Raw genomic sequence first — 20,364 nt, forward strand, 5'->3', positions numbered from 1 at the left:
TACAACGTCGCGCGCGAGCGTGAGGAGTGGTAGAGACCTGGACCTTCGCCGCTCGCTAGCCGTCCAGACAGGCGCGCAAGCTCCGCGCGAGGTGGCCCGCTTCACCTGCATTGGCGATGTTTGCGAAGCCCATCACAACGCCACGCGGCGTGCTACGCGTGCGACCATTCGCGTACCAGACCGAGAGCGGCAGAACGGCGAGCCCCGCTTCGCGGGCGCGCGCCGCAACCGCGACGTCGTCGACCGGGCCATCAGGGCCCTCGACGAACTGTGCCGCGAACTGGATTCCCCCTGGCGGCAGTTCGACGATCAGCCGTTCGCCGAACGCCTGCTCCAACGCGCGCACGATCAGCACGCGCCGCTCGGCGTATAACGCACGCATGCGCTTCAGATGTCGCGCAAAATGCCCCCGCTCGATGAAGTCGGCCAAAGCGGCCTGCAACACGGTTGGCGATCCGGCGTTCATGCTGCGCGCCACCCGCCCGACGCGCTCGACGGCCCGCTCCGGCACCACCGCATACGCGAGCCGCAAGCCGGGAAACATCACCTTGCTGAAGGTGCCGCAGTAGATCACGTGATCGCGACGATCGAGGCTCTTCAATGCCGGCAATGGCCGGCCCAGATAGCGGAACTCGCTGTCGTAATCGTCTTCGACGATCCAGCTGGACGCTTGCTCTGCCCAGCCCAGCAACGCCATGCGTCGGCGGAGCGATAACGTGTGCCCGAGCGGGCTCTGGTGCGACGGCGTGACCAGCGCGAAGCGCGCCTGCGGATCCAGCCGTGTGCCGTGTTCGACGTCGATCCCTTCTTCGTCCACCGGCACTGCGACGAGCTGCACGCCGGTTTCGGCGAGAAAACCGCGCGCGAGCAGATAGCCCGGATCTTCGTACCACACGCTGTCGTTCGGGCGGGCGAGACTGCGCAACACGAGCTCGAGCGTCGCACGGTAGCCGCCCGTCACGAACACCTGGTCCGGCAGGCAGGTCACCCCGCGCGACAGCCCAAGATACGTGGCGATGTGTTCGCGAAGCGGCCGGTAGCCGGCAGGATCCGGGTACGCGAGCATCGCGCGCTCGCCGCTGCGCGCGCGATGCGAAACGAGACGATTCCAAACCTTGAGCGGAAACGCGTCAAGCGCGGGCAGCCCGGGTTGCAACGGCCGGGGCTCGCCGCTCATGGCGGCGGCAATCGCAAGCTGGCGCGGCGCCGGTCGAGCGCCGTGCGATTCGGCTGGCGTCTGAGCTGCGGCAGCCGCTTTAACGCTCTGCGTGCCGTTCGAACTCTTTGTGCTTTGCGTACGCGAGCGCGTCACTGAAGCGGGCAGCGAGGGCGACACGAACGTGCCAGCCGCACCGTGCATCTGGAGGTAGCCTTCGTCGACGAGGACCGTATACGCCAGTTCAACCGTGCCGCGCGCCGTGTTCAGTTGCGTAGCGAGGCTGCGCAGCGCGGGCACGCGATCGCCTGCACGCAGATGCCCTGCGGCGATCGCGGTTCTGAAGCGCGCGCAGATCTGCAGGTAGATCGGCAACTGGAGCTGCCGATCGATATCGACGGTGAATGCGGTAGGCGATACGGTCATCACGGTCTTGCCGGCAAGCAGACCGGAATCAGGATGTCCTGGTCCGATCGACAATTCTTGGCACTTTTCGATAGTTCATGATCTTCTCACAATAGCCTCACACGATGCGACGGCGGCGAGTTCTTTCCCGCGATGCAACGGCCGCCAGCCGCCTGCCCGTGTCAACTGACTCTCATCTGGAGAATGTGCCATGAAGATCGTCGTAATCGGTGGTTCCGGCCTGATCGGCTCGCGCCTCGTCACGCTGCTCGGCGAGGCGGGTCATGAGGCACTTGCTGCGTCGCCGCGTACCGGTGTGAACGCCGTGACGGGGGAAGGTCTGAGCAACGCGCTAGCGGGCGCGGACGTCGTAGTGGATGTGGCGAACGCCCCTTCCTGGGAGCCTCAGGCGGTGCTCGACTTTTTCCGCACCTCGACGCGCAACCTCGGCAAAGCCGAAGTGGCTGCAGGGGTACGCCATCACGTCGCGCTTTCCATCGTCGGCTGCGACCGCACGCCGGAAAATGCGTATTTCGTTGCCAAGGTCGCGCAGGAAGAGGCGATTGAAGCGGCGGGCGTGCCCTATACGATCGTGCGCGCGACCCAGTTCATGGAATTCATCGGCGCGATTGCTGATTCCGGCACAGAAGGCGGGACGGTGCGCGTTGGGGACGGACTGTTCCAGCCGATAGCCGCGGACGACGTCGCAGCGATCCTCGCGCAGGTCGCTCTCGCCACGCCACTGAACGGCACAGTCGATATCGCGGGCCCGGACCGGGAACCGTTTGCCGCCATCATCAGACGTTATCTGAAGTCCGTCAGCGACCCGCGCCCCGTTGTGACGGATCAGGGTGCGCGCTATTACGGCGGCCGCGTCGAGGAACAGTCGCTCGTACCGCTCGGCGAGGCGCGGATCGGCCGCGTGAGCCTGGACCAGTGGCTGGCGCAAACTGAAAAGGGGTGATTTCAGGTCGATGCGAAAGCAGAATCAGCATGTCTGCGAATATGTTCGAGAACCGGTATGAGGTGAAGACGCGGTCCCTAACTGATGTTTGTTCGAGCTTCCGCGTTGCCAGTGCAGCATCCGGGCCGACGAGCTTCCACCTCGGTCGGAAAAACGCGGCTTCCCAACCGGTGGACGATCCGGCATCGACGTTTATGCCGCTCGCTTCGCGAATACATCCTTGAACACGGGCATCGCCGAAAAGACGTTCGGCCAGCCTGCGTAAAAGGCGAGCTGCGTCAGCATTTCGGACGCCTCGTCCTTCGTCAGACCGTTGTCCATGGCACGGCCGAGGTGATACGGAATCTGCGCGACCTGACCGCTGGCAACCAGGGCGCTCACCGTGACCAGGCTCCGGTCGCGTGGAGCGAGTCCTGGACGCAGCCAAAGGTCGCGGAACAGCACATCGGTCGTGTACTGAACAACGCCGGGAGCGACCGAGCCGAAGCTTTGCTCGACCGCCTGCGCACGCTGCTGCTCTGCGACTTCGTTCAGTGGTAGCGGCTCGACCTCGGCCCGAGGGACCTGATCGATACCGATGTCACGTTCATCGAAGATACGCTTCGTGACGACAGCGGCTGCGGTCGCGTTTCCCCAGCCGGAATAGAAGGCGAGGTGCGTGATCATTTCCGAAATCTCGGCAGGCTTCACACCGCTATCCAGCGCTAACCGGAGATAGAACGGCATCTCGATGGTCTGGTTGCGGGCGATGAGCACCGACAGCGTCACGATGCTCCGGTCTCGCGGTGACAGTCGCGGCCTCTTCCAGAGGCCGCCGAGCACGGTCTGGCTCGTATAACGCGCGAATGCCGGAGAAACGAGAGTGAGATCAACTTGTGACAATGGATCTTGCATGTTTCCAGTCCTTTCCATTGAGGTACAGGCAGAGAAGAACCGCATTACACCTGCTCGCTGCTGCCGAGGTACTGCTCGTCCGTGACCTTCTCCAGCCATTCGACGTTCTTGCCGTCGAGCGCTTCCTGAATGGCGATATGTGTCATCGCGGTCGTCGAAGTTGCGCCATGCCAATGCGTGTGGCCAGGCGGGCACCAGATCACGTCACCAGCCCGGATTTCGACGCGCGGCTCGCCTTCGCACTGGGTCCAGCCACAGCCGGCCGTAACGATCAAAGTCTGGCCGAGCGGGTGGGTATGCCAGTTAGTCCGCGCTCCCGGCTCAAAAGTGACGCTCGCGCACGAAACGCGTGTCGGCGGAGGCGGAGCGTTCAGCGGGTCGAGCCGCACCGTTCCCGTAAACCATTCTTCAGGGCCTTTCTTCGAGGGCTGGGAGCCCGCTCGTTTCAGTTCCAAGACTGTTCCTCGTCGGTATCGTCAGGGCGATATGCCACTGCAGCTAATCTAACTCCTGGTAATTGATGCGACTAGATGGCAATATCGGGATGCCCTTATGCTGTGGAGCATTAATTGAAAGAGGATTTCAACGATCTGGTCGGCTTCATGAACGTCGCGCGTGAGCGCAACTTCACGCGGGCGGCCGCGCAACTGGGAGTCTCGCAGTCGGCCTTGAGCCGGACGGTTGCCGGCCTTGAAAAGCGGATGGGCCTTCAGTTACTGATGCGCACTACCCGGAGTGTCTCGTTGACGGAGGCAGGCGAACGGCTACTGGCGGCGATTGCACCGCGCTTTCAGGAAATCGAAGCGGAGGTCGATTCTTTGCGCGCGATGACGAGCCGCCCAGGCGGAACTGTCCGGATCACGACCACCGACTACGCGGCAAACTCGTACGTTTGGCCGCGTCTGCAACCGTTGCTGCGCCAGTATCCGGATCTGAAGATTGAATTGCTCAATGACTACGGGTTAGCCGACATCGTCGCGGATCGGTACGACATCGGCGTGCGGCTAGGCGACCAGGTGGCCAAAGACATGATCGCGGTGCGAATCGCGCCTGATATGACGATGGCAATCGCGGGCTCTCCAGGCTACCTGCAATCGACCGCACCGGCGAAGACGCCGCAGGATCTAACGCTGCACAACTGCATCAATCTTCGATTGCCAACGCGAGATTCACTGCTCCCGTGGGAGCTACGGAAGGGGCGGCGAGAACTGCAGGTGCGGGTCGAAGGGCAGCTCACCTTCAATAGTGTCTACCAGATGATGGACGCAGCGCTTGGCGGGTTTGGGCTCGCGTACGTGCCCAAAGACCTGGCTGAGGCGCATGTCCGGGCTGGGCGCCTGAATTGGGTGCTGGAAGACTGGTGTCCCACGTTCGTCGGACATCACGTCTATTACCCTGGTCGCCGCAAATCATCCCGGGCGGTCGAGCTTGTAGTGGACGCATTGAAGAGCGGTTATCAGCGTCGAGCGCAGTGACCGCCAAATGGCGATCACGACGCAGATTTTCAGCACTGCGGTCACGGCGTCAGCCCACCCAGCCTCAGCCGGCGCTGGCCGTCTGCGACGGCTGCCGCATGGGCTGCCCAGCCGTCGCCGCGTGACATGCCTCGATCATCGCGCGGAACGTCGGCGACGCATGCAGTTCCCCGCCCGCATCGAGTTCGACGCTGCCGTCCGGCGCGTCGTCGACGCCGACGCCGACGCCGACCACCAGCGTCGCGCGTGGCCGCCATTCGCGCGTGCGCCGCAGCATGTTGCGCAGGTACAGCGGCGACTCGGGCGCGTCGAGCGACACGATGCAGATGATCGACGCGTCCTTGAAGCTCGGCTCGTCGGCGCGCGCGCTGCGATAGCCCGAGTGCGTCGCCATCAGCGGCGCGAAGCCCTGGCGGTTCAGCAGTTGCACGGCGATCGCGGTCGTCACTTCGTCGAACGCGCCGCGGCCGGGCACGCACAACACCGCGGCCTTGCCCGCTCCGTCCGGCGGTTGCGAGCGCGTGAGCAGATCGCTGCGGTATCGCTGCGTGGCACCCGCGCCCGGCGACGCCAGATCCGGCGTCCCGGCAAGCAGCGCGTTACCGGCGTCCGCCGGTTCGGCAGGCGACAGCGAATCGCGCAGCCCTTCGGCGATATCGAGGTTCTCGACGATATCGACGAGCGCGTCGTTGATCCGCTGCAACTGGTCGGGCATCAGCACGTCGCGCTGCGCGTCGTTGCGCGCGAGCCGCAGGCCTTCGAGCGCGACCTTGTCGTAGTAGTCGATCAGCGACATCTCGCGCAGCAGCCGTTCGGCCTGCACGATCGCCTCGTGCGGATCGTCGGCGAGCAGGCGCTGATAGAAGTTCTGCGCGGGCGTCAGCGCGGGCTGATCGCCGAGCAGCACGGTCAGGAAGTTCAGCCGGTCCGCGTAGCGCCCGAGCGTGACGACGCACAGCGTGAGCGGCGTCGACAGCACGAGGCCGATCGGCCCCCACAGCCAGCTCCAGAAAATCGCCGCGACCACCACCGCGAGGGGCGACAGGCCCGAGCGATGACCGTACAGCAGCGGCTCGGCGACCTGCCCGGCGACCACGTCGACGACGATGAACAGGATCAGCGTGAGGACCGCCATCGTCCATTGCGGCTGGATCGCGGCCGCGAGAAAGAATGCGAGGATCGCCGCGATCCAGATGCCGATGTACGGCACGAAGCGCAGCAGCGCGGCGATCACGCCGAACAGCAGCGCCCCCGGTACGCCGATGATCGCGAGCCCGATCGCGATGATGCCGCCCGCGCTCAGATTCACGCCGAGCTGCGCGACGAAATAGCGTGACAGGCGCCCGGCGGCGTCGTTGATCGCGGTAGTCGTGCGGTGCAGGTCGCGCGAACCGAACAGGCTGATCAGACGGTCGCGCAAATCCTCGCGCTGCAACAGGATGAAGATGGTCACGACGAGCACGATGAAGGTCGTCTCGATCGGCGCGATGGCCGGCGTCAGCGCGCGCTGCGCGAGTTGCACCGGCGTCGGCGCGGGCTCGTGCACCTCGACCTGTTGCGGCACCTGCGGCGCGTTGCGCGCGGCCCGGCCGGTCGGGCGTGGCGGCGCGGGGCGCGATGGCGCCACGCGCTGCAGCGCGCTGGCAGCGCTGCTCATCAGGGCGTCGGCGCGGCCCACGGTCTTTTCCTGCACGGTTTCGATCTTCTGCTCGATCGCTTCCTGGTACTGCGGCAGCGCGTCCGCGAGCTGCACGAGCTGCGCGCCGATCAGCGCGCCGACCGCGAGCAGCGAGGCGAGAGCGAACAGCACCGCGATGAAGATCGACGGCAACTGGCCCATGTGCAGACGCCGCAGCATCTGCACGAGCGGCGCGAGCAGGAAGCTCAGCAGCACCGACAACGTGATCGGAATCAGTACCTCCCGCCCGAAGTACAGCCCGCACACGACCACCACGCCGGTGATCAGCGACACGAGGCCATGCAGGCCCGGCGTGCCCGGCGGGTAAACGCGGTTGGGCCGCCCTTGCGGCGGCGGTAGCGATATTTTCATGTAAGCAGAATTCCGGTTGGGACGCGTTGACGACCGAGCGGAGCACTGGTCGTCAGCAAGACAGATGCCCGAATTGTAGGTGGTTTGGCGGGAGGGGGCTCACGCGTGGCTGCGCGTTGAGTCGCACAATGCGCTCGAGTCGTCAGCCGACATGCACCCGCAGCATCTCCAGCAACAGCGAACTCACGTACAGCAACAAGCCGATAAATCCGCCGACGATCGTCCCATTGATGCGGATGTACTGCAGGTCCTTGCCGATATTCATCTCGACCTGGTGCGACATCTCGTGCGCGGGCCAGTTCTTCACCGTATCGCTGATATGGCGCGTGAGGAACCGCGCGAAGTCCGGCGCCATCGCGCGCGCCGCTTCCTCGAGGTGATCGTTCAGCGATTGCCGCAGCGCTGGATCGCGCGCGAGTTCGCGGCCGACCCACGCGCCCATCGCGGCGACACGCGCATGCAGTGCCGAATCGGCGCTTTGCAGATCGCGCTTGAGCCACGCGCGCAACTCGCCCCACATGTCCTTCACGTAGCTGCCGAAAGCCTCGCCTTCGACCAGATAGCGCTTCAGTGCTTCGCCTTGCTGCAGGAACACGGGATCGGTCTTCAGCCGCACGATCAGCTTCTGCACCGCGTGGTCGAACTTGTCGCGCAGCTCGTGCGTGGGGTTCTCCGCGATCTGTTCGAGCATACGGTTCGCGGCGCTCGCGATCGCCTCCGCCCCCTTGTCGCCGAGCCATACCGACGGCAGAAACTTCTCCATCGTCGGATACTCGCTTTTCACCCAATCGACGATGCGCGCGGCAATGAATTCGCGCGCCGGCGCCTCGCGCAGCACCGCGATCACCTGATCGATCGCGGTGTCGAGCAGTTCCTGATGGCGGCCGTCGCGCGTCAGCGTGTCGAGAATCGCACCGAGCGATTGCGACAGATCGACCTTCGCGAGCACGTCGCGCAACCCGTCCCTGATGAAGTTCTGAATGCGCGCGTCGTCGGCCACGTCGAGGATGCCGCCGGTGAGCCGCACCACGTAGTCGCCGAGGCGCGCGGAGTTGGCCGATTCGCTGAGCCACGCGGTGATGGTTTGCGCCGGATCATGCCGGCGGATCAGACCGACCAGCGACGGCACGTCGAGAAACTTGTCCTGCACGAAGTGCGCGAGGTTGTCGGCGATCTTGTGCTTGTTGCGCGGGATGATCGCGGTGTGCGCGGACACGAGCGGAATCGGCACGCGGCGAAACAGCGCCGCGACCGCGAACCAGTCGGCGAGCGCGCCGACCATCGCGGCCTCGGCGACGGCCTTGATGCCGTCGACCCACAGGCCGCGCGGCAGGAATGCGGCGACGACGAAAACGCAGGCGGCCGCGAGCAGCAGCAGTAAAGGCGTGCGCTTGGCCTTCTTCAGTTCGGTGGTCTTGTCCATCGGGCGCGGTTGATCGTGTCGGGCGGGGCTGTAAAGTCGGCGGGCTCCGCCGGTTCGGTTGCAATGATGCGGTACGGCCCGCGCGCGCGTCCAGCCTGGATACGCGCGCGCGCAATACGCGCCGTCGCTTCGGCAAGGTAACATTCGCGATTGGGCTCCTCGGCGAAATCAACGCAAGAGGACGCAACGCAATCGCAATGGAGGCACAGTGATCAGGTTTCTGCACACCGCGGACTGGCAGATCGGCACGCAATTCGGTCAGTTCGAACCGGACGAGGCCACGCATCTCGCCCAGGCGCGCTTCGACACGGTGCGCCGCATCGCCGAAGAAGCGGCCGCGCGCAACGTCGACGCGGTGCTCGTCGCGGGCGACGTGTTCGATTTGCAGACGGTGTCGGATACCGTGATCCGACGTTTGTTCGCCGCGCTGCAAGCGTTTTCCGGAGCGTGGATCATGCTGCCGGGCAATCACGACGCGGCGCTCGTCGAAAGCGTGTGGACCCGCGCGCAGCGGCTCGATTGCGTGCCGCCGAACGTGCGCCTCGTGCTCGAAGCCGGCGTCGTGCTGCTCGACGCGTGCCGTTGCGCGCTGCTGTGCGCGCCGCTCACGCAGCGCATCACCTACGACGACACCACCGCGTTCTTCGATTCCACCGATACTCCGCCCGGCTATCACCGCGTGGGGCTCGCGCATGGCAGCGTCGGCGGCATTCTGCAAGACGGCATCGATTCGTCGAATCCGATCGCGCCGACGCGCGCCGCCAGTGCGCGGCTCGACTATCTGGCGCTCGGCGACTGGCACGGCCATCTGCGCGTCGATGAACGCACGTGGTACGCGGGCACGCACGAGCAGGACCGTTTCCGCGCGAACGAGCCGGGCTTCGTGCTCGACGTTACCGTCAGCGATCCCGGCGCGGTGCCGCAGGTCGACGCGGTGCGGGTCGGGCAATACCGGTGGCATCGCTGGGACGAGACGATTTCGGTGCCGACCGATGTCGATGCATTGAAAACCCGCCTCGCCGAACTCGGCGCGAATGACGTGCTGCGCATCGAGGTCGGCGGCGCCGCGGCGCTCGCCGATGCCGAGGCGCTGCATGTCGCGGTCGAACAGGCGCGCGCGCGCATGCGCGCGTTGCGTGCCGATCTGGGCAGTCTGCACGTGCTGCCGACCGCCGACGATCTCGCCGAACTCGGCGCGCAAAGCGGCTATCTCGCGAAGGTGGTGGCGCGGCTGCGCGGCCTGCAGGAAGACGCGCAGGCCGATCCGCAAGAGGCGCGGCGCGCGGCCGAGGCGTTGCTGCTGCTGGCGCGTTTTCAGCGCGACCAGCGGCAACGCGATTCGCAGGCCGCACCACCCGCGCAGACGCGCGAGCGGCAGCAACCTGAAGCGCCGCGTGAAGGAGCCCCCGCATGAAGCTGCAACGTATCGCGATTCAGGAATTCAGGCAGTTCGGCGGGCAGATCGTGATCGACGATCTGCAGCCCGGTCTCAATCTGTTCATCGGCCCGAACGAGGCCGGCAAAAGCACGATTGCCGAGGCGGTGCGCACGGTGTTCCTCGAACGCTACAAGGCGTCGCATCTGAAAGACCTGTTGCCGTGGGGGCTCGCGAGCGGGCAGCCGTCGGTCGAGGTCAGCTTCGAGCTCGATGGTGTGGCGTGCCGTCTGTCGAAGCAGTTCGTGTCGCGTCAGCGTTGCGAGCTGAGGATCGGCCAGGCCGTGTATAGCGAGGACGAAGCCGAAGACAAGCTCGCCGCGCTGCTCGGCTTCTCGCGCGCGGCGCGCGGTCCGATGAAAGCCGAGAACGCCGGCGTGCCGGGTCTGTTGTGGGTGCAGCAAGGCGGCACGCAGGAGATGCGCGATTCGACCGGGCACGCGGCGCAGTATCTGCGCGACGCGCTCACGCAACTGTCGGGCGGCCGCGAAGCGGGCGGCGAGGACGCGCTGATCGCGGCCGTGCAGCGCGAACTGCGGCAACTGCTGACCGCGCGCACGCAGAAGTCGACCGGGCCGCTCGCCGAGGCGGAGCAGAAGCTCGCCTCGCTGATCGCGAGCCGCGACGAGCTGCAACAGCAGCGCCAGCAGTTCGACGACAACATCGCGCGCCTCGCCGCCCAACAGCAGGCCTTCGACGACGCCGAGCGCAGGCGTCCGTGGGAACTTCACGAGCAGAAGGCCGCGCTCGCGCAGCAACGTGCCGCGGCGGTCGAACGACTCGAACGCGGTCTCGAAGGGCTCGCGCAGTCGCTGAAGATCGGCGAGGCCGAACTCGCGTTGTCGGTGCAGCAGGAGCAGGGCGCGCTCGAACTGGAGGCGGCCATCGCGCGCGAACGCGAGCAGCTCGACGCGGTGCGCGTCGAGGTCGCGGCCGCGCAAACCGCGCATGTACAGGCGCAAAGCCGTGTGGCGCAATTCGAGCAGGCATCGGCCGAGGCGAACCGCGCGCTCGAACTCGCGAACGCGGCCGTGACCGCCGCCGATCTGCGCAGCCAGGTCGATTTCTATCGGGCGGAGGGCCAGCGGCTCGAAGCGTCGATCGGCGAGGCGGACAAGGCGAACGCGGCGGTGTTGCAGGCCGCGCGCGAGGCGGCGGCGCTCGAACTCGACGACGCGCAGTTCAAGCGCCTCGTCGCGCTCGACGGCGAACTGACCGTGTTGCGCGCGCGGACCGAAGCGGCGATGACGCGCATCGAGTACAGCTTGAATGGCGAGTTGAGCGTCGGCGATCAGACGATCAGCGGCACGGGCGTGCTGCATGTCGACGATGAAAAGCGCATCGGCCTCGGCAAGCTCGGCGAATTGCGCGTGATTCCGGGCGTGTCCGATCTGTCGGCGCGGTTGTCGGAGCTGGCGTCGCTCGAGGCGAAGCACGCGCAGTTGCTGCGCTCGCTCGGCGTCGCGTCGGTGGGCGATGCGCAGGCGCGTCACGAGCAATGGAAAACGCTGGTCGCGCAACAAAAGAGCCAGGCGAGGATTCTCGAGGTCCATGCGCCGCAAGGCATCGATGCGTTGCGCGCGGCGCTGGCATCGACGGCGGCGCGCTTGCAGGCGTCGAGCGAGCGGCTTGCCAGTCTGCCCGACGTGTCCGCGGCGCCACCGCTCGACGACGCGCGCCGCAACGCCGACATCGCGCGCGACGCGTTGGAGATCGCGCGCAAGGTGCTCGCGCAGGCGGCGGGTGCGCAATCCAGCGGCGTTGCGAAGGCCGATTCGCTCACGGCGCAGTTGCAGCGCAAAGAAGCGCAGCTGCACGACGAGGCGTTTCGGCGCAACCGCGCGCAATGGCAGGCGCATATCGTCGAGCAACGCATCAAGGTCGATGCGCTGAAGAACCAGCGCGGCGAGCGCGAGCGCGAACTCGATGCGGCGCGTCTGGACGACCCCGTGGCGGAGGCGAAGCGCTATCGCGCATCGGCGGACCTCGCGCGCAACGAGCAGCACGAACGTCAACTGCGGATCGCGGAGCTGCGTAGCCAGCTCGAAACGATGGGCGCATCGGGCCTCGGCGAACGGCTTGCCGCGCTCGAAGCCCAGGTCGAGCAGGCCACGCGTCGCAAGGACGAACTGCGCCTGCGCGCGAGCGCGCTGAGTCTGCTCGACGAAGTGCTGGTCGACGAACGCGATGCCGCGCTCGCCCAACTGCGTGCGCCGTTGACCGAGCGGGTCGGTCACTACCTGAAGCGGCTTTTTCCGCAGTCGAGCCTCGCGCTCGGCGACGATCTGATTCCGGCGATGCTCGATCGCGACGGCCGCGCGGAACTGCTCGATGCGCTCAGCTTCGGCACGCGCGAACAGCTCGGCATCCTGACGCGGCTCGCGTACGCGGATCTCTTGCAGGCCTCAGGCCGGCCGACTCTGCTGATGCTCGACGATGCCGCGGTACACACCGATGCCGCGCGCCGCGACGCGCTCAAACGCGCGTTGATCGACGCGGCGACGCGGCATCAGATTCTGGTGTTCACGTGCCATCCGGAGTTGTGGGACGACCTGGGCGTCAGGCAGCGGGCGGTGCAGGATCTGAAGGTGGCGTGAGCGGGGCGGGCCGGTACCACCCGGTCCGGTCCGCTTACTCGTACCACCGCGGCGTGTACACCCACTGCGCGCCGTGATGACCGCAAGCGAATCTTCTCGTCAGCGACGACCCGACGATCACCATCGTGCGCATATCCACATCGGCCGAGCGAAGCTCGCCGAGCGTCAGCGTGCGCAGCGTGCCGCCGGGCCGGCCGATATCGCGACCCAGCACCACCTGGGTCGATGGCACGCGATACTCCCGCACGATGTCGAGTGCCTTGTCGAGTTGCCAGGGACGCGCGCGCGAAATCGGGTTGTAGAACGCCATCACGAGATCGGCTTGCGCCGCATGGCGCAGGCGGGTTTCGATGATCGTCCACGGCTTCAGGTTGTCGGACAGCGACAGCATGCAGAAGTCGTGGCCGAGCGGCGCGCCGGCCTGCGCGGCGGTCGCGAGCGCGGCCGACACGCCCGGCACGATCGATAGTTCGACGGCCGCCCACGCGTCGTTCCGGGAAGCTTCGAGCGCTTCGAGCACGGCGGCCGCCATCGCGAACACGCCGGGGTCGCCCGAGGACACCATCACGACCGAGCGGCCTTCGCTCGCGAGCCCGAACGCGTGCCGCGCGCGCTGCATTTCCTCGCGATTGTCGGTGCCGTGCACGCGCTGACCGGCGCGCAGCGGGCCGGCCATTTTCACGTAGGTGTCGTAGCCAAGGATGTCGGTCGCTTCGTTCAACGCGGTGCGCGCGGCCGGGACCATCAGCTCGGCCCGGCCGGGACCGAGGCCGATCACGGTCAGACGGCCGCGGGCACGGCCGAGCGTCGCGGGGTCGATGGCGAGCGGGGAGAGGGCGAGCGCGACCCCGGGGTGTGCGTCGTCGTGCAGCGTTTCGTGGGGGACGCGTAGCGCGGTATGCAGCAACCTTGCGGCACTTGATTCGCCCGGTTCGGCGCTGGCATCGGCGAAGCGCAGCGGCACCTCGAGAAGCCTTGCCGCTTGCGCAAGCGCCGGGTCGGCCATGCTCGTCGATGGCGCGAGCAAGGCCGCAAGCGAAAGCATCGCGAGACCCTGCGCGTTCAGTGCCGCGCGCACGCGTGCGACGATCGCGTCGGCGGCATCGGCATCGTCGCTGGCGACAGCCGCCACCACACTGCGCGGATGAATCACGAGCTCGTCTTCACGCCCATCCCACGCGCGCGGCGTCACGCGAATCGCGAGACGCGCCGACGCCGAGCGCGGCAGTTGCGCGTCGTCGAGCCACGGCGCGTCGCCTTCGATGCGCGTGCTTTCGCCCGCGAGCAGATCCGACACGAAGCGCTTGCCCTGACCCAGGTCGGCGAGCGCATAGCCATCGGGCGGATTGAGCACGCAGGTGCCGAAGCGCAGCTCGCCGCTCGTCGTGATCGCGGGCTGTACGGCCAACGCCGCGGCGATGTCGCGCGCCATCACGTTGACGCCCGCGAGGCCGCCGAGCAGCGGCACGACCGCGCTGCCGTCCTCGGCGACCGCGAGCACCGGCGGCTCGGCGCCTTTGTTCGACAGCAGCGGCGCGAGGCAGCGAATCACGATGCCGGCCGCGCACAGCGCGACGATCGGCGTGCCGCGCGCATACAGCTCGCGCAGATGCGCGCCGAGTTCGCTGTACGAGACGTCGGCGTCGACGCGCCCCTGCAGCGCATGGACCTGGCAGTCCGTGGCAACGCCGGCCGCGGCATGCGCGCCACGCTCGACATACGACGCCTGAATCCGCCGCGCGGTCGCAAGCGCGCCCGTACCGAGAATCACGATGGCGGGCGCGTTCATCCTTGCCATTTTTGCCCCGGCACGACCAGCAGTGAGAAATACGGCGACGCCATCGGATCGACTTCCGCGAGCGGCACGATGCGCTGATTTCGCATCGTCGCGCGTTCGACGTACAGCGCGCGCTGCGCGAGTCCGAGTTCGTCGAGCACGCGCCGTACCTTGTCGAAATTGCGGCCGAGTTTCATGATGACCGCCGCGTCGGCGTCGGCCAGACGGCGGCGCAATTCATCTTCGGGCAGCACGCCCGACAGCACCGACAAGCTCTGATTGCGATACACGAGCGGCGCGCCGAGCACCGCCGCGCCGCCGAGCATCGAGCACACGCCGGGCACTACCTCACTGTCGTAGCGCGCCGCGAGCCGGTCGTGCAGATACATGTACGAGCCATAGAAGAACGGATCGCCTTCGCAGACCACCGCGACGTCGCGGCCCGCGTCGAGATGGCCCGCGACGATTTCGGCGGCGGTGTCATAGAAGTCCGCGATGATCGCTTCGTACGACAGCGGCGGTTCGAGTGCTTCGGTGGTGACCGGATAGACGAGCGGCAGATGCTGCTGCGCGTCGTGCAGATATGCCTCGATGATGCCGAACGCGTTGCCCTTCTTGCCCTTCGCGACGAAATACGCGACCACCGGCGCCGCTTTGAGCAGCCGCAGCGCCTTCAACGTCAGCAATTCCGGGTCACCGGGACCGACGCCGATGCCGTACAGCCGTCCGCGACTCGTTAGCTGGCTCGCCATTTATTCGACCTCCGTCGCAAGCGCGTTGACCGCGGCAGCGGCCATCGCGCTGCCGCCGCGCCGTCCGTGCACGACCACATAGGGGACGCCGCGGCTGTTTTGCGCGAGTGCCGCTTTCGATTCCGCCGCGCCGACGAAGCCGACCGGAAAGCCGAGAATCAGCGCCGGCTTCTGCGCGCCGGCATCGAGCATGTCGAGCAGATGAAACAGCGCGGTCGGCGCATTGCCGATCACGACGACGCTGCCCGCCAGATGCGGGCGCCACAATTCGAGCGCGGCGGCCGAGCGCGTGTTGCCGATTTCGCGCGCGAGCGCGGGCACGTCCGGGTGCGTGAGCGTGCAGATCACTTCGTTGTTCGCGGCCAGCCGCGCGCGCGTGATGCCTTGCGCGACCATGCCCGCATCGCACAGGATCGGCGCGCCTTGCGCGAGCGCGCGGCGGCCCGCGCTGCCGGCGCCGTCGCAGAACGCGAGGTCGTCGATCACGTCGACCATGCCGCACGCGTGGATCACGCGCACCGCGAGCTTTTCGAGGTCGGCGGGGATGCGCGCGAGGTCGGCCTCCGCGCGGATCGTCGCGAACGATTGGCGATAGATCTCCTGACCGTCGCGAATGTAATCAAGCATGTGGAGTACTCCGGGCGAGGCGCGCGAGCAGCGCGGCGGCCTCGTCGATCGTCAGTTGGGGTGCAACGCATTGGCCAAAGCCGGGGCGGCCGTCGCGTCGATAAAGGTCGTAGAGGCCGGGCGCGGCGGCGAGCAGCGTGTAGGGCGCGCGATGGGCGGCCGCGCAGGAGCGCGGACAGCCCGTCAGATGCACGTCGACGCCGGCGGGTAAGCGCTCGGCGAGTTGCAGCGCGTCGGTCTTGGTGTCGGCGAGGCCCTTCGCGCAGCCGGCCGAACCGGCGCAGGCGATCACGTGCGTGATGGCCTGCGCGGGATCGCACGCGAGACCGTGTTCGATCAGCTTCGCGAGCACGGCGGGCACCGCCGTCGTCGCGATGTCGGGCAGCAGCACGCTTTGCCATGGCGTCGCGTGCAACCTGCCGTTGCCGTGTTTTTGCGCGAGCGCAGCCAGGGCGCGCAGCGTGGCCGCATCGATCCGGCCGAGCGGTGGTTGGCCGCCGACATGCGACGTGCCTTCGCCGCGCTGGGCGTGCGCGCCGAGCCGCAGCGATGGGTCGGCGGCGATGTGTCGTTGCCAATGGCTCAGCGATGCGTCGCGCGCGAGCGGGAAATCGACGTAGCGCTGCGCGTGCCGCAGCAGCGCTTCGGCGCAATGCGTAGCGAGCAGGTCGCGCATGCGGGTCGCGTCGGCTGCGGCGAGGTCGAGGAACGTGTGCAGCAACGCGCGCAGGAGCGCGGGCACGCGCGACGCCGGCACCGCCGCGAGCGCGCCCGTGCCGTTGGAATCGCGATGGTCGCGCGGGTTCGAGTTCTCGCCTGCCGGAGCCGGGCACCCCGCGAGGCCGAACACGAAGCGCACGCCTTCTTCGTCAGCCGACGCCGCGAGCCACACGTCATGCGGATGATCGACCCGCGCAAGCTGTTCGCCGCCGTCGAGCAGCAGCGCGAATTTCGGCGACAACGCTACCAAGCGCGCATCGCCTTGCAGCAGCGTCAGCAGTTCTGCGCACAGCGGCGTCGTGTCGATCAGCGCGTGCGGATCGCGGCCGGCGGCGGGGCTGATCATCACGTTGCGGACGTCGTCGGCGGAACTGAGCGCGCCGGCCGGTCCAAGCCCCGCGCCGATCAGCGCCGCGCTCAACGCCGCTTCGTGTCCGTTACGCACGCCGCGCAGTTGCAGATTCGCGCGATTGGTCAGCTCGGCGACGCCGTTCGCGTGCCGCGTGCTGGCATCGGCGATCGCGCGTGCCTGCGCCGCGCTCAGCACGCCGCCCGGCAGTTTGATGCGGCAGATGCCGCCGTCGCGCGCGGGGACGATGCGCAGCAACCCCGGACATGCCGAGGACCGCGGTGTCGTGACCGCGTGGGACGAAACGGTGGGAGGCGAAGCTCGATTCAAAGGGGCACCGGGTTTAGCGTCGCGCGACGGCATGGCTGCGGCCTCGCTGCATGCTGCCCGACGAGGGCCGGCGTGAACGGTGCGGCCGAAAAGCGCTTCGGGCCGACCGTGGGCAATGAAAGCGGCCATTATATCTTTACGCTGTGGCCGCAGCGCCTGTTTGCCGGCCATCGCGCGATGCCGGTGATCCCGGCGGCATGGCGCTCCGTCGCGAAGCCGCGGGCCGCATGGCGGCGGTATCATGCGGACTTTCGCAACCCGCGCTCCGAGCCTGCGCAAAGCCGCATGCGTGAGCCGGTGCAATCGCTAAAGAATCGACGCAACTGATGAGGATGGATGCATGCCGGCATGGCTGACCGTAGTGGGCATTGGCGACGACGGCTTCGCCGGTTTGGGGCGGCCCGCGCGGCGTGCGTTGCTGGGCGCGTCGGTCGTGTACGGCGGCGAGCGCCATCTGGCGATGCTGCCCGCGCGGCTCGCCGCGCGCCGCGCCGCGTGGCCGCGTCCGTTCGATCTCGCGCCGTTGCTCGCCGAGCGTCCGCACGCGGTGTGCGTGCTCGCGAGCGGCGACCCGATGCTGTTCGGCGTCGGCGCGACGCTCGCGCGGCAGTTGCCGGCCGGCGAGCTGAGCGTGCTGCCGGCGCCGTCGTCGTTGTCGCTCGCGGCCGCACGGCTCGGCTGGCCGTTGCAGGATGTCGCGACCGTCTCGCTGGTCGGCCGACCGCTTGCCGCGCTGAATGCGCATCTGCGTGACGGCGCGCGCCTGTTCGTGCTGAGCGCGGACGGGCGCACGCCCGCGGCACTGGCGGCCTCGCTCGATGCGCGCGGTTTCGGCACGACTGCCATGACCGTGCTCGAACATCTGGGCGGCGCACGCGAACGGCGTGTCGATGGCCGCGCGGATCAATGGCCGGCCGGCGAGATGGCCGCGCTCAATCTGATCGCGCTCGAGTGCCGCGCGTCGGCGCATGCGCCGCGTCTGCCGCTGACCTGCGGTTTGCCCGACGACGCCTTTATCCACGACGGCCAGTTGACCAAGCGCGACGTGCGCGTCATCACGCTCGCGCGCCTCGCGCCCGCGCCCGGCGAGTTGCTGTGGGACGTCGGCGCGGGCAGCGGTTCGATCGGAATCGAATGGATGCGCGCGCATCCCACGTGTCGCGCGATCGCGATCGAAGCGAACGAAGCGCGGCAGGGCTTCATCGAACAGAATCGCGATGCTTTGGGCGTGCCCGGGCTGCAACTCGTGGCCGGCCGCGCGCCCGACGCGTTGCGGGGACTGCCGGCGCCGCACGCGGTGTTCATCGGCGGTGGGGTGACGGAGCCTGACGTCCTCGACACCTGTTGGACACAACTGCGCGAGGGCGGCCGGCTCGTCGCGAACGCGGTGACGCTGCAAGGCGAGGCGGTGCTCGCCGCATGGCGCGAGCGGCATGGCGGTACGCTGACGCGCATCGGGCTCGCTCACGCGCAACCGCTCGGCGGCTTCGATACGTGGCGCCAGGCGTTGCCGATCACACTGCTCGACGTGACCAAACCCGCCAAACCATCGGCCGATTCGTGATGCGCGACGAGACTCCCGAGCAGCCGGCGCCGCTGCGCAGCGGCTATACGACCGGCAGTTGCGCGACCGCGACGTCGCTCGCGGCCGCTCGTCTACTGCTGGCGGGCGAGGTTAGCGAGGTCGCGGAGATCGTGTTGCCGAAGGGCCAGCATGTGCCGATGCGGCTCACGTTCTGCCGGCTTGCCGCGACGGACGGCGAGCGGATCGCCGAAGCCGGCACGATCAAGGACGCCGGCGACGATCCCGACGTGACCCACGGCGCGCTCGTGTTCGCGCGCGTGCGCCTCGTGCCCGGGCCCGGTGTGATCTTTCGCGCGGGGCCGGGCGTCGGCACGGTCACGCGCGCGGGGCTCACGCTGCCGGTCGGCGAACCGGCGATCAATCCGGTCCCGCGCCAGATGATCACGCAGCACCTCGTCGAACTCGCCGCGCGCCATGCGTATGGCGGCGGCTTCGAAGTGACGGTCGGCGTCGAAGGCGGCGAAGCGCTCGCGCTGAAAACGATGAACCCGCGACTCGGGATTGTCGGTGGACTGTCGATCCTCGGCACCACCGGCATCGTGCGGCCGTTTTCGTGCTCGGCGTATATCGCGTCGATCCATCAGGGCATCGACGTCGCGCGCGCGAACGGCTATACGCATGTGGCCGCCTGCACCGGCAACGCGAGCGAGGACGCGATGCGCGCGCACTACGGCCTGCCCGACATCGCGCTGATCGAAATGGGCGATTTTGTCGGCGCGGTGCTCAAGCATGTGAAGCGCGCGCCGGTCGAGCGACTGAGCATTTGCGGCGGCTTCGGCAAGCTCAGCAAGCTCGCGGCCGGCCATCTCGATCTGCATAGCCGCAACTCCAGTATCGATCTCGAACAACTCGCCGGCTGGGCTGCCGCGCATGGCGCCGACGCCGCGCTGCAAGCGGCGATGCGCGCGGCCAACACGAGCCAGCAGGCGCTCGCGCTCGCTCACGCGAGGCAGGTGCCGCTCGGCGATATCGTCTGTCAGCACGCGTTGGCCGTTGCTCGCGATATCGTGCCGCCGCAGGTCAACGTCGAAATCTTCGCGATCGACCGGCAGGGCAACATCGTCGGAGTCGCGCGATGACGCGCATCCTGCTGCTCGGCGGCACCGGCGACGCGCTGAAGATTGCGCGCCAACTCGGCCCCGCGCATGTGTACAGTCTCGCGGGACTCGGCAAGGTCCCCGACGACTTGAAGTGCGCGGTGCGCGTCGGCGGTTTCGGCGGCAGCGCGGGTCTGGCGCGTTACCTCGCGAGCGAAGCGATCGGCCTCGTGATCGACGCGACGCATCCATACGCGGCGCGGATCAGCGCGAATGCCGTAGACGCGTGCCGCGTGGCGAAGGTGCCGTGCTGGGCGCTGCGGCGTCCAGCGTGGCAGCCGCAAGCCGGCGACGACTGGCGCATGGTCGATGACTGGAACGAACTGATCGACACGCTCGCGCCGTTCAGGCGGCCGCTTTTCACGCTCGGGCGCGAACCGCTCGCGCATCTCGACGAGATTGCGCCGCATCAATTCTGGACCGTGCGCGTGCTCGATTCGCATCCGGACACGGCGCGCTCGCGCGTCCTCGCGGCGCGCGGACCATTCACGCTCGACGGCGAACGCGCGCTGTTCGCGCTGCAGGCGTTCGACGTTGTCGTCAGCAAGAACAGCGGCGGCGGCGCGACCGAGGCGAAGCTCGAGGTCGCGCGCGAACGCGGCTTGCCGGTGATCATGCTGCGACGGCCGGTGTTGCCCGAGGTCGATCGCGAGTTCGCCAGCGTTGCCGATTTTCTCGATGCGTTGCCCGAGCAGGCGAATGCGGATTCGGGTAAGTGAGCAAATAAT

17 protein-coding genes are annotated in these 20,364 nt (G+C 67.6%); 8 read left to right on the top strand and 9 right to left on the bottom strand.

Annotation, left to right across the window (positions count from 1 at the left end; all coding sequences use genetic code 11):
- Positions 1-55: 55 nt before the first annotated feature.
- A complete protein-coding gene (locus F6X39_RS29930; protein WP_187619260.1) occupies positions 56-1,582 on the bottom strand; it encodes a PLP-dependent aminotransferase family protein in 1,527 nt (508 codons plus the stop codon).
- 190 nt (positions 1,583-1,772) lie between these two features.
- Between F6X39_RS29930 and F6X39_RS29935 the strand changes: the two genes are divergently transcribed.
- Positions 1,773-2,525, top strand: a complete 753-nt coding sequence (locus F6X39_RS29935) for an SDR family oxidoreductase (protein ID WP_187619229.1) — start codon at positions 1,773-1,775, stop codon at positions 2,523-2,525.
- A 192-nt stretch (positions 2,526-2,717) separates the two neighbouring features.
- Here the strand turns inward: F6X39_RS29935 and F6X39_RS29940 are convergent, their stop codons facing one another.
- Both F6X39_RS29940 and F6X39_RS29945 read right to left on the bottom strand, forming a co-directional pair.
- The gene (locus F6X39_RS29940) at positions 2,718-3,419 is read right to left on the bottom strand and encodes a carboxymuconolactone decarboxylase family protein (RefSeq protein WP_187619230.1); all 702 of its coding nucleotides are present in this window, start codon (positions 3,417-3,419) and stop codon (positions 2,718-2,720) included.
- Between the two features lie 44 nt (positions 3,420-3,463).
- Positions 3,464-3,874, bottom strand: coding sequence for a cupin domain-containing protein (locus F6X39_RS29945; protein ID WP_187619231.1), 411 nt, complete (start codon positions 3,872-3,874; stop codon positions 3,464-3,466).
- Positions 3,875-3,988: 114 nt separating this feature from the next.
- On the opposite strand from F6X39_RS29945, the gene F6X39_RS29950 reads away from it, so the two are divergent.
- The gene (locus F6X39_RS29950; protein WP_187619232.1) at positions 3,989-4,894 is read left to right on the top strand and encodes a LysR family transcriptional regulator; all 906 of its coding nucleotides are present in this window, start codon (positions 3,989-3,991) and stop codon (positions 4,892-4,894) included.
- A gap of 64 nt (positions 4,895-4,958) precedes the next feature.
- Here the strand turns inward: F6X39_RS29950 and F6X39_RS29955 are convergent, their stop codons facing one another.
- On the bottom strand, positions 4,959-6,944 hold the full coding sequence (locus F6X39_RS29955; RefSeq protein WP_187619233.1) for an AI-2E family transporter: 1,986 nt from the start codon (positions 6,942-6,944) through the stop codon (positions 4,959-4,961).
- A 142-nt stretch (positions 6,945-7,086) separates the two neighbouring features.
- Complete coding sequence (locus F6X39_RS29960; RefSeq protein ID WP_187619234.1) at positions 7,087-8,367, bottom strand: DUF445 domain-containing protein; 1,281 nt, start codon at positions 8,365-8,367, stop codon at positions 7,087-7,089.
- A gap of 208 nt (positions 8,368-8,575) precedes the next feature.
- On the opposite strand from F6X39_RS29960, the gene F6X39_RS29965 reads away from it, so the two are divergent.
- Together F6X39_RS29965 and F6X39_RS29970 are read left to right on the top strand one after the other, a co-directional pair.
- Complete coding sequence (locus F6X39_RS29965; RefSeq protein WP_187619235.1) at positions 8,576-9,781, top strand: exonuclease SbcCD subunit D; 1,206 nt, start codon at positions 8,576-8,578, stop codon at positions 9,779-9,781.
- Entirely contained in the window at positions 9,778-12,399 is a 2,622-nt protein-coding gene (locus F6X39_RS29970) for an AAA family ATPase (RefSeq protein WP_187619236.1), read from the top strand. The genes F6X39_RS29965 and F6X39_RS29970 overlap by 4 nt, the downstream gene beginning before the upstream one ends.
- Before the next feature lie 34 nt (positions 12,400-12,433).
- Here F6X39_RS29970 and cobJ read toward each other — a convergent pair whose 3' ends face one another.
- Genes cobJ through cobG form a run of 4 tightly spaced genes read right to left on the bottom strand, consistent with a single transcriptional unit; the run spans position 12,434 to position 16,987 of the window.
- Positions 12,434-14,188, bottom strand: coding sequence for a precorrin-3B C(17)-methyltransferase (gene cobJ / locus F6X39_RS29975; RefSeq protein ID WP_187619261.1), 1,755 nt, complete (start codon positions 14,186-14,188; stop codon positions 12,434-12,436).
- Entirely contained in the window at positions 14,185-14,928 is a 744-nt protein-coding gene (locus F6X39_RS29980) for a precorrin-2 C(20)-methyltransferase (RefSeq protein ID WP_187619237.1), read from the bottom strand. Before F6X39_RS29980 ends, cobJ begins: the two co-directional genes overlap by 4 nt.
- Positions 14,929-15,555 carry a precorrin-8X methylmutase gene (locus tag F6X39_RS29985; RefSeq protein WP_187611425.1) on the bottom strand — a complete coding sequence of 209 codons (627 nt, stop codon included), beginning with the start codon at positions 15,553-15,555 and terminating at the stop codon, positions 14,929-14,931.
- Positions 15,548-16,987 carry a precorrin-3B synthase gene (cobG, locus tag F6X39_RS29990; RefSeq protein WP_187619238.1) on the bottom strand — a complete coding sequence of 480 codons (1,440 nt, stop codon included), beginning with the start codon at positions 16,985-16,987 and terminating at the stop codon, positions 15,548-15,550. Before cobG ends, F6X39_RS29985 begins: the two co-directional genes overlap by 8 nt.
- A 39-nt stretch (positions 16,988-17,026) precedes the next feature.
- On the opposite strand from cobG, the gene F6X39_RS29995 reads away from it, so the two are divergent.
- Genes F6X39_RS29995 through F6X39_RS30010 form a run of 4 tightly spaced genes read left to right on the top strand, consistent with a single transcriptional unit; the run spans position 17,027 to position 20,355 of the window.
- Positions 17,027-17,281 carry a hypothetical protein gene (locus F6X39_RS29995; RefSeq protein ID WP_187619239.1) on the top strand — a complete coding sequence of 85 codons (255 nt, stop codon included), beginning with the start codon at positions 17,027-17,029 and terminating at the stop codon, positions 17,279-17,281.
- A gap of 13 nt (positions 17,282-17,294) precedes the next feature.
- Positions 17,295-18,518, top strand: a complete 1,224-nt coding sequence (gene cbiE, locus F6X39_RS30000; protein WP_187619240.1) for a precorrin-6y C5,15-methyltransferase (decarboxylating) subunit CbiE — start codon at positions 17,295-17,297, stop codon at positions 18,516-18,518.
- On the top strand, positions 18,518-19,618 hold the full coding sequence (locus tag F6X39_RS30005) for a cobalt-precorrin-5B (C(1))-methyltransferase (RefSeq protein ID WP_187619241.1): 1,101 nt from the start codon (positions 18,518-18,520) through the stop codon (positions 19,616-19,618). Before cbiE ends, F6X39_RS30005 begins: the two co-directional genes overlap by 1 nt.
- Complete coding sequence (locus F6X39_RS30010) at positions 19,615-20,355, top strand: cobalt-precorrin-6A reductase (RefSeq protein ID WP_187619242.1); 741 nt, start codon at positions 19,615-19,617, stop codon at positions 20,353-20,355. The genes F6X39_RS30005 and F6X39_RS30010 overlap by 4 nt, the downstream gene beginning before the upstream one ends.
- The last annotated feature ends 9 nt before the right edge of the window (positions 20,356-20,364 follow it).

The organism is Paraburkholderia sp. UCT2 (genome assembly GCF_014397665.1).
Classification (GTDB): domain Bacteria; phylum Pseudomonadota; class Gammaproteobacteria; order Burkholderiales; family Burkholderiaceae; genus Paraburkholderia; species Paraburkholderia tuberum.